Raw genomic sequence first — 13999 nt, forward strand, 5'->3', positions numbered from 1 at the left:
GACGCCCAGCGATACCCGACATCACTGCTCCTTGAACGGGAAGCCCAGGTGGCGCAGCAGCCGCCGGCCTTCCTCATTGGTGGTGGCCGTGGTCACCACGGTGATGTCCATACCGCGCGGACGGTCGATCGAGTCGGGGTCGATCTCGTGGAACATCGACTGCTCGTTGAGCCCGAAGGTGTAGTTGCCGTTGCCGTCGAACTGCTTCGGCGACAGGCCGCGGAAGTCACGGATGCGCGGCAGCGCGATGGTGACCAGGCGGTCGACGAACTCCCACATGCGGTCGCCGCGCAGCGTGACGCGCGCACCGATCGGCATGCCTTCGCGCAGCTTGAACTGAGCGATGGACTTGCGGGCCCGGCGGATCTCGGGGCGCTGACCGGTGATGATGGTCAGGTCGCGGACCGCGCCTTCGATGAGCTTGCTGTCCCGGGCGGCGTCGCCGACACCCATGTTGACGACGACCTTGACGACGCCGGGCACCAGCATGGGGTTCGCGTACTCGAACTCCTGCTGCAGGGCCGGGCGGATCTCGTCGCGGTACCGGGTCTTCAGCCGGGGGACGATCTTCTCTGCAGTAGTCATGCTCAGATGTCCTTCCCGTTGCGGCGAGAGACGCGGACCTTCTTGCCGTCCTCGCCGATCCGGTAGCCCACGCGAGTGGGGTTGCCGTCGGAGTCGACCACCATCACGTTGCTCACGTGGATGGCCGCTTCCTGGGTGACGATGCCGCCGGACTGCGCACCACGTTCGGTCCGGGAGACCTTGGTGTGCTTCTTGATCCGGTTGACGCCCTCGACGAGGACGCGCTCGCGCTGCGGGTAGGCCGCGATGACCTTGCCCCGGGCACCCTTGTCCTTGCCGGAGATCACGACGACCGTGTCGCCCTTCTTGATCTTCATCACAGCACCTCCGGCGCGAGCGAAATGATCTTCATGTACTTCTTGTCGCGCAGCTCGCGGCCGACGGGGCCGAAGATGCGGGTCCCACGGGGACCACCGTCCGGCTTGATCAGCACCGCGGCGTTCTCGTCGAACCGGATGTACGAGCCATCCGCGCGGCGCTTTTCCTTCTTCTGGCGGACGATGACGGCCTTGACCACATCGCCCTTCTTCACGCCGGCACCCGGAATGGCTTCCTTCACGGTGGCGACGATGACGTCACCGATACCCGCGTAGCGCCGACCGGAACCACCGAGGACGCGGATCGTGAGGATCTCCTTGGCCCCAGTGTTGTCGGCGACGCGAAGTCGCGACTCCTGCTGGATCACGTCTGACTCCTGACCCTAAGTGCCCGCACCCTGCGTGCGAACACACTCTGGCGCGCCAAATTTCCGACCTGACGCGCGCGGTCATCACCTGAAGAAGGCCGGACGCCGACATACCGGCGACCGGCCCGCTTCCGATGTCCTTACTTGGCCCGTTCCACGACCTCGACGAGGCGCCAGCGCTTCGTCGCGGACAGCGGCCGGGTCTCCATCAGGAGAACGCGGTCGCCGACACCGGCCGTGTTGGCCTCGTCGTGCGCCTTGACCTTGGTGGTCTGGCGCATGACCTTGCCGTAGAGGGCGTGCTTCTTGCGGTCCTCCAGCGACACCACGATCGTCTTGTCCATCTTGTCGGACACGACGTATCCCTCGCGGGTCTTGCGGTAGTTCCGCGCCACGCTCTGTTCTTCTGCCTGGCTGCTCATGCCGCGCCCTCCTCGGTCGCGTCAGGGGACACCGTCAGGCCGAGCTCGCGCTCGCGCATGATGGTGTAGATCCGGGCGATGTCCCTGCGGACCACGCGCAACCGGCGGTTGTTCTCCAACTGCCCGGTCGCCATCTGGAACCGAAGGTTGAACAGCTCTTCCTTCGACTCGCGGACGCGCGACAGCAGTTCCTCGTCGCCCAGCTCCCGGAGCTCACCAGCGGTGACACCAGCCGCCATCAGAAGTCACCACCCTCGCGGGACACGATCTTGCACTTCATCGGCAGCTTGTGCGCCGCACGGGTCAGCGCCTCCACAGCCGTCTTCTTGTTCGGGAAGTTCAGCTCGAACATGACGCGGCCGGGCTTGACGTTCGCGACCCAGGACTCGGGCGAACCCTTACCGGAACCCTGACGGGTTTCGGCCGGCTTCTTCGTCAGCGGGCGGTCCGGGAAGATGTTGATCCAGACCTTGCCGCCACGCTTGACGTGCCGGGTGATGGCGATACGGGCCGACTCGATCTGCCGGTTGGTCACGTAGCCGTGCTCGATCGCCTGGATGCCGTATTCGCCGAAGTTGATCCGGGTGCCGCCCTTGGCGAAGCCCTTGCGCTTCGGTGCGTGGCTCTTGCGCCACTTCACCCTGCGTGGGACCAGCACTGCTCAGCCCTCCGTCTTCTGATCGGCCTGCGGCTCGGCCACGGCCGGGGCGTTGGCGGTCGCCGCGTCGCCCGCGGTCTGCGCCTGCTCCGGGCTCTCCGCCGTACCGCCCTTGGCTGCGGCGCGGCCGGCCTCGGTGCCACCGGCACCAGTGGTGCCGGAAGCGCCGGAGCGACGGCGGCCACCGCGCTCGGAACGGCCACCGCGCTCATTGCGGCCGCCGCCCTCGCCACGAGGCGCGCGCACCTCGGACTGCTCCTGCTTCTGCTTCAGGCCGCCGACCAGCTCGCCCTTGTAGATCCACACCTTGACGCCGATGCGACCGAACGTGGTGCGGGCCTCGAAGAAGCCGTAGTCGATGTCCGCGCGCAGCGTGTGCAGCGGGACGCGACCCTCGCGGTAGAACTCGGAACGGGACATCTCGGCCCCGCCCAGCCGGCCACCGCACTGCACCCGGATGCCCTTGACCTGCGGCGAGCGCATGGCCGACTGGATGGCCTTGCGCATCGCGCGCCGGAAGGACACGCGGTTGGACAGCTGCTCGGCCACGCCCTGCGCGACGAGCTGCGCGTCGGCCTCGGAGTTCTTGACCTCGAGGATGTTGAGCTGGACCTGCTTGCCGGTCAGCTTCTCCAGCGAACCGCGGATGCGGTCCGCCTCGGCACCGCGACGGCCGATGACGATGCCCGGCCGGGCGGTGTGAATGTCCACCCGGACCCGCTCGCGGGTGCGCTCGATCTCCACCTTGGAGATCCCTGCGCGCTCCATACCGCGAGAGAGCCGACGGCGGATCTTGACGTCCTCCGCAACGTATTCCGCGTACTGCTTGTCGGCGTACCACCGGGACTTCCAGTCCGTGGTGATGCCGAGTCGGAAGCCGTGCGGGTTGATCTTCTGACCCACTACCGGGCACTCCCCTTCTGGCTCTTCGTCTTACCGGCCGCCTTCGGCCGCGACTCCACCTCGATGGTGATGTGCGCGGTCCGCTTGCGAATCCGGTACGCACGGCCCTGGGCACGGGGCTGGAACCGCTTCAGCGTCGGTCCCTCGTCCACGTACGCCCGGTGCACCCACAGGGTGTCGGGGTCGAGCGACTGGTTGTTCTCCGCGTTGGCGACGGCACTGGCGAGCACCTTCGACACCGGACCGCTGGCGGCCTGCGGCGCGAACTGGAGCACTGCCAGGGCTTCGCTGGCGCTACGGCCCTTGATGAGCTCGACCACGCGACGGGCCTTCATCGGCGTCACGCGGACGAAGCGGGCCCGCGCCACCGCGCGGGTGTCAGCCGCAGCGGTGTCGTCGGAACGGGCTGTCATCCTGCTACCCCTTGCTCTTGGTTCGCCCCCGCTCAGCGGCGGCGCGACTTCCGGTCATCCTTGACGTGGCCCTTGAAGGTCCTCGTCGGCGCGAACTCGCCCAGCTTGTGTCCGACCATCGACTCGGTGACGAACACCGGGATGTGCTTGCGACCGTCGTGCACCGCGAAGGTGTGGCCGAGCATGTCCGGGATGATCGTGGACCGGCGGGACCAGGTCTTGATCACGGTCTTCTTGCCCGACTCGTTCAGCGCGTCCACCTTTTTGAGCAGGTGGTCGTCCACGAACGGGCCCTTCTTAAGGCTGCGTGGCATGTGCTTCTACCTCCCTGCTCAGCGCTTCTTGCCGGTGCGACGGCGCCGGACGATGAGCTTGTCACTGGGCTTGTTGCGGCGGGTACGACCCTCGGGGCGGCCCTTGGGGTTGACCGGGTGGCGACCACCGGAGGTCTTGCCCTCACCACCACCGTGCGGGTGGTCCACCGGGTTCATGACGACACCGCGGACGGTCGGGCGCTTGCCCTTCCACCGCATGCGGCCCGCCTTGCCCCAGTTGATGTTCGAGTGCTCGGAGTTGCCGACCTCGCCGACGGTGGCCCGGCACCGCGCGTCCACGTTGCGGATCTCGCCCGAGGGCATCCGCAGCTGGGCGTACGGGCCGTCCTTGGCCACCAGCTGGACCCGGGCACCGGCGGAACGCGCGATCTTGGCGCCGCCACCGGGGCGGAGCTCGATCGCGTGGATCACGGTACCGGTCGGGATGTTGCGCAGCGGGAGGTTGTTGCCGGGCTTGATGTCAGCCCGCGGCCCGCTTTCGACCCGGTCGCCCTGCCCGATGCCGTTCGGCGCGATGATGTAGCGCTTCTCGCCATCCAGGTAGTGCAGCAGCGCGATGCGAGCGCTGCGGTTCGGGTCGTACTCGATGTGCGCGACCTTGGCCGGCACACCGTCCTTGTCGTTGCGGCGGAAGTCGATGATGCGGTAAGCCCGCTTGTGGCCACCGCCCTGGTGCCGCGTAGTGATCTTGCCGTGCGCGTTGCGGCCGCCGCGGCCGTGCAACGGACGCACCAGCGACTTCTCCGGCTCCGACCGGGTGATCTCGGCGAAGTCGGACACGCTGGAGCCGCGACGGCCCGGCGTCGTCGGCTTGTGCTTGCGAATGCCCATCTCTCTAGAAACCTCGTCCTAATCAGCGCCGGTCAGGCGGCCGGTCCGCCGAAGATCTCGATCGGCTTGCTCTCCGGGGACAGCGTCACGATCGCCCGCTTGGTGTCCTTGCGCTTGCCGTACCCGGTGCGGGTGCGCTTGCGCTTGCCGTTGCGGTTGATCGTGTTCACGTTGGTGACCTTGACATCGAAGATCTTCTCAACGGCGATCTTGATCTCGGTCTTGTTCGAGCCGGGGCGCACCACGAAGGTGTACTGGCCTTCCTCCAAGAGCCCGTAGCTCTTCTCGGAGACGACCGGCGCCAGGATGATGTCTCGCGGGTCGGGGATCACTGCTGTGCCTCCTCAGCGCTCGCGGCCGTGGCGACCTGCGCAGGCCCGGCGACGAACCGCTCGAACGCGGCCTTGGTGAACACCACGTCGTCGTTGACCAGCACGTCGTAGGTGTTGAGCTGACCCGGCGTGATCAGGTGCACGTTCGTCAGGTTCCGCAGGCTCAGCCAGGAGTTGGCCTCCTCCGCGTTGTTCAGCACGACCAGCACGCGCTTCGCCTGGGTCCAGGTGCGGACCGCGGCCTTGGCGGCCTTGGTCGACGGCGTCTCGCCACCGACCACGTGCGTCACGACGTGCAGCTGGCCGGCGCGAACGCGGTCGGACAGCGCACCGCGCAGCGCGGCGGCCTTCATCTTCTTGGGGGTGCGCTGGGTGTAGTCCCGCGGCTGCGGGCCGTGCACCGTGCCACCACCGGTGAACTGGGGAGCCCGGATCGAACCCTGGCGGGCGTTACCGGTGCCCTTCTGCCGGTACGGCTTCTTGCCGCCACCGGAGACCTGGCCGCGAGTCTTCGTCGCGTGCGTGCCCTGGCGAGCGGCGGCCAGCTGGGCCGTCACCACCTGGTGCATCAGGGCCAAGTTGGCCTGCACGTCGAAGATCTCGGCGGGCAGCGTCACGCTGCCGTCGGTCGCGCCGTCCGGGGTACGGACGTCCAGCGTCGCGCTCATCACGCACCACCCTTCGCGGGGCTCTTGACCAGAACCAGGCCGCCCTTGGGGCCGGGAACGGCACCCTTGATCAGCAACAGGCCGGAGTCACCTTCGACCCGGTGCACCTTGAGGTTCTGGGTGGTCACGCGGTTGGAGCCCATCCGGCCCGCCATCCGCATGCCCTTGAAGACACGACCCGGGGTGGCGCAGCCACCGATCGAGCCGGGCTTGCGGTGCACGGCCTGCGCACCGTGGCTCATCGGCTGCCGGTGGAACCCGTGCCGCTTGATCGTGCCGGCGAAGCCCTTGCCCTTGCTGGTGCCGACCACGTCGACGACCGCACCGGACTCGAACACCTCAGCGGTGATCTCCTGGCCGACTTCGTACTCACCGGCGTCGTTCGTGCGCAGCTCCACGAGGTGGCGGCGCGGCGTGACCCCGGCCTTGGTGAAGTGGCCGGTGCGCGGCCTGTTCACCTTGCGGGGGTCGATGGCGCCGAACGCCAGCTGCACGGCCGAATAGCCGTCCTTGTCGGGGGTACGGATCTGGGTGACCACGTTCGGCCCGGCCTGCACGACGGTCACCGGGACGATCCGGTTGTTCTCGTCGAAGACCTGGGTCATGCCGAGCTTGGTGCCCAGAATCCCCTTGATCTGCCTGTCAGACATCAGTCTCGTTCTCTCCGCACTACGGCCGGCCCGCGGACGGACCGTCTCAAGATGGGCCGACCCTTACTGGATGTTCACGTCGACGCTGGCCGGCAGATCGATGCGCATCAGCGCGTCCACCGTCTTCGGCGTCGGTTCGAGGATGTCGATGAGCCGCTTGTGCGTCCGCATCTCGAAGTGCTCCCGCGAGTCCTTGTACTTGTGCGGAGAGCGGATGACGCAGTAGACGTTCTTCTCCGTCGGCAGCGGCACCGGCCCGACGACCCGAGCGCCGGTGCGCGTCACGGTCTCGACGATCTTGCGCGCGGACGCGTCGATCGCCTCGTGGTCGTAGGCCTTGAGCCGGATGCGGATCTTCTGTCCCGCCATAGTGGCTTGCCGTTCCTCTAGTCTCGTGCCGCCAGTGGTCGGCGCTGTGGCGGTCCTCAGCTCGATGCTGACGACGGCGCCTGCGCCCATGGGCTTCGGGTGCCCGTCGCGGCCTGGGCCGTGAGCTCTCGGCGAGATGACTCCCGCTCGGAGGGCTCAACCCTCGGTCCGCCCCTGTTCAGGTTGCTGGTGCCCGGTACACGCGGTCGGGCGTGTCGCCCACTGCGCACAGACCGGTCCCACCGAACTTCGCCGTTGGGATGGATCCGAGAGCTTCTCGAAAGACACCCTCGAAGACCCGTACACCTAGTTCTTTGCACCCTGCCGGACGGCGACGCGGGAAGAATCCCGTCGCAGCGCCCAGGCCCGGCCGAAACCGGTCCTGCTCCGAAACTCCAGGGCGCGGGGCTTCTCGCGGCGGAGCGGCCGGGACTTCCACCGACAGGTGATGAACACCCGGGAAACCGGCCGCTCCGAACGAGCAACCCATACAGGATGACACACGCCGGATGCCAGCCCGAATCGGGGGGTGGTTTCCAGGCCCGAGCCGCGGCACGACCCCGGAAACCAGCGAGGGCCTGCTCCCTGGAAAGGAAGCAGGCCCTCGCGGTGGATCACTTGATGATCTTGGTGACGCGACCCGCGCCGACCGTACGACCACCCTCGCGGATCGCGAAGCGGAGGCCGTCCTCCATCGCGATCGGCTGGATCAGCTGCACCGACATCTCGACGTTGTCGCCCGGCATGACCATCTCGGTGCCCTCGGGGAGGGTCACGACGCCGGTCACGTCGGTGGTGCGGAAGTAGAACTGCGGCCGGTAGTTGTTGAAGAACGGGGTGTGACGGCCACCGTCCTCCTTCGACCGGATGTAGACCTGGCACTCGAACTCGGTGTGCGGGGTCGTGGTCTTCGGCTTGACGACCACCATGCCGCGCTCGACGTCCTCGCGCTTGATACCGCGCACGAGCAGACCGACGTTGTCACCGGCCTGGCCCTCGTCCAGCAGCTTGCGGAACATCTCGACGCCGGTGACCGTGGTCTTCAGCGCGGTGTCCTTGATGCCGACGAGCTCGACCTCTTCGTTGACCTTGACGATGCCGCGCTCGATGCGACCGGTCACCACGGTGCCGCGGCCGGTGATCGAGAAGACGTCCTCGACCGGCATCAGGAAGGGCTTGTCGGTCTCGCGCTCCGGGTCCGGAACGTTCTCGTCGACCGCGTCGAGCAGCTCGACGATCTTGTTCGCCCACTCCGGGTCGCCCTCGAGCGCCTTCAGCGCGGAGACGCGGATGACCGGGGCGTCGTCGCCGTCGTAGTCCTCGCCGGACAGCAGCTCGCGCACCTCCATCTCCACGAGCTCCATGATCTCCTCGTCGTCGACCATGTCGGCCTTGTTCAGCGCGACGAGGATGTAGGGCACGCCGACCTGGCGAGCCAGCAGCACGTGCTCACGCGTCTGCGGCATCGGACCGTCGGTGGCGGCGACGACCAGGATCGCCCCGTCCATCTGGGCGGCACCCGTGATCATGTTCTTCACGTAGTCGGCGTGACCGGGGGCGTCGACGTGCGCGTAGTGACGCTTCTCGGTCTGGTACTCGACGTGCGCGATCTGGATCGTGATGCCGCGCTGCTTTTCCTCGGGAGCCTTGTCGATCTCGTCGAACGGCGTGAAGGGGTTCAGCTCCGGGTACTTCTCGTGCAGCACCTTGGTGATGGCCGCGGTGAGCGTGGTCTTGCCGTGGTCAACGTGACCGATGGTCCCGATGTTGACGTGCGGCTTGTCCCTCTCGAACTTCGCCTTAGCCACTGGATTGTCCTCCTGGACTTGGTTCTCTTTCCGCCGTACGACTAGCCAGTCCCCGCGAAACCGCGAAGATTCAGTGCCAGGCGGAGTCCTGTCGGGTTTGGCAGCGGAGGGCTCCGGTCCTCCCGCGGAGGCCGGAGCCACCCGCCGCCGAACTACAGGGAATTACTCGCCCGTAGCCTTCGCGATGATCTCCTTCGCCACGTTCGCGGGAACCTCGGCGTAGGAGTCGAACACCATCGAGTAGTTCGCGCGGCCCTGCGTCTTGGAACGCAGGTCGCCGACATACCCGAACATCTCGGACAGCGGCACCTGCGCCTTGACGACGCGCGCACCGCTGCGCTCCTCCATGGCCTGGATCTGGCCACGGCGGGAGTTGAGGTCGCCGATGACATCGCCCATGTAGTCCTCGGGCGTGATCACCTCGACCGCCATCACCGGTTCGAGGATCGCCGGGGAAGCCTTCTGCGCGGCCTCCTTCAGAGCGATGGAACCGGCGACCTTGAACGCCATTTCCGACGAGTCGACCTCGTGGTACTGGCCGTCGAGCAGGGTCACCTTGACGCCCACCAGCGGGTAGCCGGCCAGCACGCCGTACTGCATGGCGTCCTGCGCGCCCTGGTCCACCGACGGGATGTACTCGCGCGGAACGCGCCCACCGGTGACCTTGTTCTCGAACTCGTACGTCGCACTGTCCGCAGTCTGCTCGATCGGCGCGAGCGCGATGATGACGCGGGCGAACTGCCCGGACCCACCGGTCTGCTTCTTGTGCGTGTACTCGTACTTCTCGACCGGCTTGCGAATGGTCTCCCGGTAGGCCACCTGCGGCTTACCGATGTTCGCCTCGACCTTGAAGTCCGACTTCATCCGGTTGACCAGGACTTCCAGGTGCAGCTCGCCCATGCCGGAGAGGACCGTCTGACCGGTCTCCTCGTCGTGGTGGACGCGGAAGGTCGGGTCCTCCTCGGCGAGCTTCTGGATCGCCGTGGACAGCTTCTCCTGGTCGGCCTTCGTCTTCGGCTCGACGGCCACGTCGATGACCGGCTCCGGGAACGTCATCGATTCCAGGACGATCGGGTTCTGCGGGTCGGACAGGGTGTCACCGGTGGTGGTGTCCTTCAGTCCGACGACCGCGTAGATGTGACCGGCCTGGGCCTCGTCGACCGGGTTCTCCTTGTTGGAGTGCATCTGGAAGAGCTTCCCGATGCGCTCCTTGCGCTCGCGGGTCGAGTTCATGACCTGCGAACCGGAGGCGAGCTTGCCGGAGTAGACGCGGATGTACGTCAGCTTCCCGTAGAACGGGTGCACCGCGATCTTGGAGACCAGCGCGGCGAACGGCTCCTGCGTGCTGGGCTTGCGCTCGGCGGCGGTCTCGCCGTCCAGCAGCAGGCCCTGCACCGGCGGCACGTCCAGCGGCGCGGGCAGGTAGTCGACGACCGCGTCGAGCATGGGCTGCACGCCCTTGTTCTTGAACGCGGTACCGCACAGGACCGGGAACGCGGTGCGCTCGACGGTCAGCTTGCGGATGCCGGCCTTGATCTGCTCGGTGGTCAGCTCCTCGCCGCCGAAGTAGGCCTCCATGAGGGCCTCATCGGTCTCGGCGACGGCCTCGATCAGCTGCTCGCGGTAGGACGCGGCGGCCTCGGCGAGGTCGGCCGGGATCTCCTCGATCTCGTACTGCTCGCCCTTCTTCACGTCACCGCGCCAGGTCAGCGCCTTCATGCTGACCAGGTCGACGATGCCCTCGAAGTCGGACTCGCTGCCGATCGGGAGCTGGATGACCAGCGGAGTGGCGTGCAGCCGCTCGCGGATGGTCTTCACGGTGAAGTAGAAGTCCGCGCCCAGCTTGTCCATCTTGTTGACGAAGCAGATGCGGGGGACGTCGTACTTGTCCGCCTGCCGCCAGACCTGCTCGGACTGCGGCTCGACACCTTCCTTGCCGTCGAAGACCGCGACGGCGCCGTCCAGGACGCGCAGCGAGCGCTCCACCTCGACCGTGAAGTCGACGTGCCCGGGGGTGTCGATGATGTTGATCTGGTAGTCGCCCCAGAAGGTCGTGGTGGCAGCCGAGGTGATCGTGATACCCCGCTTCTGCTCCTCTTCCATCCAGTCCATCGTCGAGGCGCCGTCGTGCGTCTCGCCGAGCTTGTGGTTGATCCCGGTGTAGTACAGGATCCGCTCGGTCGTGGTGGTCTTGCCCGCGTCGATGTGGGCCATGATGCCGATGTTGCGGACCTTCGTGAGGTCCGTCAGCACGTCGCGTGCCACGAGTTTCTTCCCCGTTCCTACAGCAGATGCAAGCCGTCGAATCGGTGTGCCGAGGCGGGCAGGAGCCGACCCGACGTCACCAGCGGTAGTGCGCGAAGGCCTTGTTGGACTCCGCCATCTTGTGCGTGTCTTCGCGCTTCTTGACGCTCGCGCCGAGGCCGTTGCTGGCGTCGAGCAGTTCGTTCATGAGGCGCTCGACCATGGTCTTCTCCCGGCGCTGCCGCGAGTAGGTGATCAGCCAGCGCATCGCCAGCGTGGTGGAGCGGCCGGCGCGGACCTCGATCGGCACCTGGTAGGTCGCGCCACCCACGCGGCGGCTGCGGACCTCCAGGGTCGGCTTCACGTTGTCCAGCGCACGCTTGAGCGTGACCACCGGGTCGGTGCCGTTCTTCTCCCGAGCGCCTTCGAGCGCCGCGTACACGATCTTCTCGGCCAGCGAGCGCTTGCCGTCGACGAGGACCTTGTTCACCAGCTGGGTGACCAGCGGGGACGCGTACACGGGATCGGCGTTGAGCGGCCGCTTCGGGGCCGGACCCTTGCGGGGCATCAGCTCTTCTCCTTCTTCGCGCCGTAGCGGCTGCGAGCCTGCTTGCGGTTCTTCACACCCTGCGTGTCGGCCGACCCGCGGATGATCTTGTACCGCACGCCGGGGAGGTCCTTCACACGGCCGCCGCGAACCAGCACGATCGAGTGCTCCTGGAGGTTGTGCCCCTCACCCGGGATGTAGGCCGTGACCTCGATGCCGCTGGTGAGCTTGACACGAGCGACCTTGCGCAGTGCCGAGTTGGGCTTCTTCGGGGTGGTGGTGTACACGCGGGTGCACACGCCACGCCGCTGCGGGCTCCCCTTGAGCGCCGCGGTCTTGGTCTTGGCGACCTTGTCCTGGCGGCCCTTACGGACCAGCTGCTGGATGGTGGGCATGGACCGGCTTTCTCTTGAGCGTTCGCGTCTTCGTGGTTGCTCTCGCCCGGCGGCGCTCGCACACGTCGGCGTCCGGGCACGTGCCCTGGCGCCGAGCACCTGGCAGGCACTGTTTACTTGGGACTCCCCCGCACCACGAGGTCGGGCGTGTCGCCCACTCCCCGGCCTTGCGGCGCTGGTGGTGCCCGCGGGAGCGCACCGACAGGAACGAACCCGATGGTTGTCAGGAGAGTTCCGCACGGCCCATGTCCGCGATCACGACCACCGGAGTGGTCACTGCTCACGCACGGGCATACGGACCGACCCGATAGCTTTCGGGTCCGATAAGCAAAGATACCCGCCCCGTTCTGAGGGGGTCAAAACGGGGTCCCCAAGACCTGCTCGATCTTCCCCGAAGCGCCGCGGATCGAGCTAGTGGTGTGGTGTTGCCCGCGACCTTACCGCCGCGGGCAAGAGCCGCCAGCGGGCGTGGCGCCCGTCCCACGACTCGGGCGCACCGGTGCCCGACCAGGCACGAGGCGTCGCTCACACCTCGGCCAGCCAGCCGCCCGCGACGAGCTCCCCCACCGGCTGCGGCAGCAGGTGGGCGGTGCCGCCGCCGACCTGCCCGTGGTCCGGAGCGGCCACCGCGGTGAGCACCTCGAAGCTCCGCACCACCCGGTACCGCCGGTACTCGCCCGGCTCCCGCCCCGGCGGCAGCGAGCGCTGCGGCAGCGTGGTGCCCGCGACGAAGACCGTGTTCCCGTCGGGCGTGCCGAACCGGTCCACTTCGGCCCCGTCCGGCAGCATCGCGTGCCGCCGCTCCCCGTACGCCGACAGCGGCAGGTCCGGGCCGAGCGGCACGATCCGGCACTCGTACTCGGCCAGCGGCTCGTCCGGTTCGCGCTGCATCGAGCTCCGGTTCAGCGCCACCGCGCCGATCAGGTGCGCGGCCGCGGCGTGCGCCTCCGGGAAGCGGGAGTGGTTGCGGACCTCCCCGCCGTCCACGCAGAACACCGACCACCAGCCGTCCGCCTCGCGCAGCATGCTCCAGCCGGCCTCGACCGGTTCGGCGAAGTTGTAGCGGCGGCGGCTCACGCCCAGCGCCGCGATGAAGCGGCGCGCCAAGTCGATCGCGCCCGCGGTCCGCTCCGCGTCGAACTCGTCCGCATCGGACCCCAGCACCAGCGCCTTGGCCTGCTCCACCGCGTGGTCCGCGACGAGCTCCGGCAGCCGGTGCGCCCGAGCCCGGACGTGGTCCAGGAAGTCGCGCGGCGGGGCGATGTCGTGCACGTCCAGGTAGTAGGCCATCGACAGCGGCCACACCCAGGAGCCGTCGGTGTGGAAGCGCTTCGGCACCTCCGCCGGACGGCTCGGGTCGACCTCGTCCGCCGACGTGCTGCGGGCGGCCAGCACCACCGCGCCACCCGACAGGTAGTCCACCAGCAGCCGCTTCTCCACCCACGGCAGCACCGGCCGGTACGCGAACGGGCGGCCCTCCGCGTCCGCGCCGTCGAAGAGCCGCGCCATCCGCACCGGGCCCGCCCCGCCCGCCGCGCGGTGCTGCTCGTAGTGCCGCCACGCCGGCCCCAGCAACCACTCCGGTGCCTGCGGGCGCGGGAAGTGGCGGAGCTCGTCGAACGCGTCCTGCGGAGCCACCTCCGCGGGCCGGTCGTGTCCGAACTCGACGACCGGTGCACCGCCGGGCGCCGCGGTGCAACGGGCCGTCGTCCACGCACCGGACTCCGGGCGGTACTCGACGACGCGGGCGCGGCGCAGCGCGTCCAGCACCTCCTGCGGCGGGATCCAGGCGTGCTCACCGCTATCGGTCGTGGCCGTCCCGGAGACCTCGACGCGGGTGCCGAGCGCCGTGCACTCGACGCCGACGCCCCGCGCCCCCGCTGGCACCGCAGCCCGCAGCGCCGCACCCAGCTCCGCGCGCGCGTCCGGGCGCAGCGCGGGCTCGGTCGGCGCGCCGTGCGCGGCCGGAGCCGGGAACGCCCGCCCCGGCTCGGGCGGCTCGCCCTGCACCACGACGACGGACCCGATCCGCTCCACCGGCACCGGCGCCTCGAATCCCGCCAGCACCGCGGACCCGTCCCGCGACTCCGACCACCCGTGCCACCGGCCGTCCACCAAGGCCAACGTCCCCGCCACCGGCGTCCCGACGATCAC

Annotated in this window: 19 protein-coding genes; all 19 read right to left on the minus strand. The window is 68.3% G+C overall.

Annotation, left to right across the window (positions count from 1 at the left end; translation table 11 throughout):
* Window positions 1–21: 21 nt before the first annotated feature.
* Window positions 22–585 (minus strand): 50S ribosomal protein L5, encoded by a 564-nt coding sequence (gene rplE, locus AC29IT_RS04640; protein ID WP_224956649.1) that lies wholly within the window; start codon window positions 583–585, stop codon window positions 22–24.
* Window positions 586–587: 2 nt separating this feature from the next.
* Window positions 588–902, minus strand: coding sequence for a 50S ribosomal protein L24 (gene rplX / locus AC29IT_RS04645; protein WP_224956651.1), 315 nt, complete (start codon window positions 900–902; stop codon window positions 588–590).
* Window positions 902–1270: a 50S ribosomal protein L14 gene (gene rplN / locus AC29IT_RS04650; RefSeq protein WP_224956653.1), complete on the minus strand. Its 369-nt coding sequence runs from the start codon at window positions 1268–1270 to the stop codon at window positions 902–904. Before rplN ends, rplX begins: the two co-directional genes overlap by 1 nt.
* Before the next feature lie 140 nt (window positions 1271–1410).
* The gene (gene rpsQ, locus AC29IT_RS04655; protein ID WP_358432598.1) at window positions 1411–1692 is read right to left on the minus strand and encodes a 30S ribosomal protein S17; all 282 of its coding nucleotides are present in this window, start codon (window positions 1690–1692) and stop codon (window positions 1411–1413) included.
* On the minus strand, window positions 1689–1931 hold the full coding sequence (gene rpmC / locus AC29IT_RS04660; RefSeq protein WP_358432596.1) for a 50S ribosomal protein L29: 243 nt from the start codon (window positions 1929–1931) through the stop codon (window positions 1689–1691). The genes rpsQ and rpmC overlap by 4 nt, the downstream gene beginning before the upstream one ends.
* A complete protein-coding gene (rplP, locus tag AC29IT_RS04665) occupies window positions 1931–2350 on the minus strand; it encodes a 50S ribosomal protein L16 (RefSeq protein ID WP_224956659.1) in 420 nt (139 codons plus the stop codon). The genes rpmC and rplP overlap by 1 nt, the downstream gene beginning before the upstream one ends.
* 3 nt (window positions 2351–2353) lie before the next feature.
* Window positions 2354–3253, minus strand: a complete 900-nt coding sequence (gene rpsC, locus AC29IT_RS04670) for a 30S ribosomal protein S3 (RefSeq protein ID WP_358432594.1) — start codon at window positions 3251–3253, stop codon at window positions 2354–2356.
* The gene (gene rplV, locus AC29IT_RS04675) at window positions 3253–3666 is read right to left on the minus strand and encodes a 50S ribosomal protein L22 (RefSeq protein ID WP_224956661.1); all 414 of its coding nucleotides are present in this window, start codon (window positions 3664–3666) and stop codon (window positions 3253–3255) included. Before rplV ends, rpsC begins: the two co-directional genes overlap by 1 nt.
* 32 nt (window positions 3667–3698) lie before the next feature.
* Entirely contained in the window at window positions 3699–3980 is a 282-nt protein-coding gene (gene rpsS, locus AC29IT_RS04680; protein WP_184476345.1) for a 30S ribosomal protein S19, read from the minus strand.
* An 18-nt stretch (window positions 3981–3998) separates the two neighbouring features.
* Entirely contained in the window at window positions 3999–4832 is an 834-nt protein-coding gene (gene rplB / locus AC29IT_RS04685; protein WP_224956663.1) for a 50S ribosomal protein L2, read from the minus strand.
* A 32-nt stretch (window positions 4833–4864) separates the two neighbouring features.
* Window positions 4865–5164 (minus strand): 50S ribosomal protein L23, encoded by a 300-nt coding sequence (gene rplW, locus AC29IT_RS04690; RefSeq protein ID WP_358432591.1) that lies wholly within the window; start codon window positions 5162–5164, stop codon window positions 4865–4867.
* Entirely contained in the window at window positions 5161–5832 is a 672-nt protein-coding gene (gene rplD / locus AC29IT_RS04695; RefSeq protein ID WP_358432589.1) for a 50S ribosomal protein L4, read from the minus strand. The genes rplW and rplD overlap by 4 nt, the downstream gene beginning before the upstream one ends.
* Entirely contained in the window at window positions 5832–6482 is a 651-nt protein-coding gene (gene rplC, locus AC29IT_RS04700) for a 50S ribosomal protein L3 (RefSeq protein WP_358432587.1), read from the minus strand. Before rplC ends, rplD begins: the two co-directional genes overlap by 1 nt.
* Before the next feature lie 63 nt (window positions 6483–6545).
* Window positions 6546–6851 carry a 30S ribosomal protein S10 gene (gene rpsJ / locus AC29IT_RS04705; protein ID WP_009948626.1) on the minus strand — a complete coding sequence of 102 codons (306 nt, stop codon included), beginning with the start codon at window positions 6849–6851 and terminating at the stop codon, window positions 6546–6548.
* A 614-nt stretch (window positions 6852–7465) separates the two neighbouring features.
* Complete coding sequence (gene tuf / locus AC29IT_RS04710; protein WP_488217973.1) at window positions 7466–8659, minus strand: elongation factor Tu; 1194 nt, start codon at window positions 8657–8659, stop codon at window positions 7466–7468.
* A 162-nt stretch (window positions 8660–8821) separates the two neighbouring features.
* Window positions 8822–10924, minus strand: coding sequence for an elongation factor G (gene fusA / locus AC29IT_RS04715; RefSeq protein WP_358432583.1), 2103 nt, complete (start codon window positions 10922–10924; stop codon window positions 8822–8824).
* A 76-nt stretch (window positions 10925–11000) separates the two neighbouring features.
* Complete coding sequence (rpsG, locus tag AC29IT_RS04720) at window positions 11001–11471, minus strand: 30S ribosomal protein S7 (RefSeq protein WP_358432581.1); 471 nt, start codon at window positions 11469–11471, stop codon at window positions 11001–11003.
* Window positions 11471–11845, minus strand: a complete 375-nt coding sequence (gene rpsL, locus AC29IT_RS04725) for a 30S ribosomal protein S12 (RefSeq protein WP_009948619.1) — start codon at window positions 11843–11845, stop codon at window positions 11471–11473. The genes rpsG and rpsL overlap by 1 nt, the downstream gene beginning before the upstream one ends.
* Before the next feature lie 525 nt (window positions 11846–12370).
* Window positions 12371–13999, minus strand: a complete 1629-nt coding sequence (locus AC29IT_RS04730; RefSeq protein WP_358432579.1) for a glycohydrolase toxin TNT-related protein — start codon at window positions 13997–13999, stop codon at window positions 12371–12373.

Source organism: Saccharopolyspora sp. MMCC62 (genome assembly GCF_057736575.1).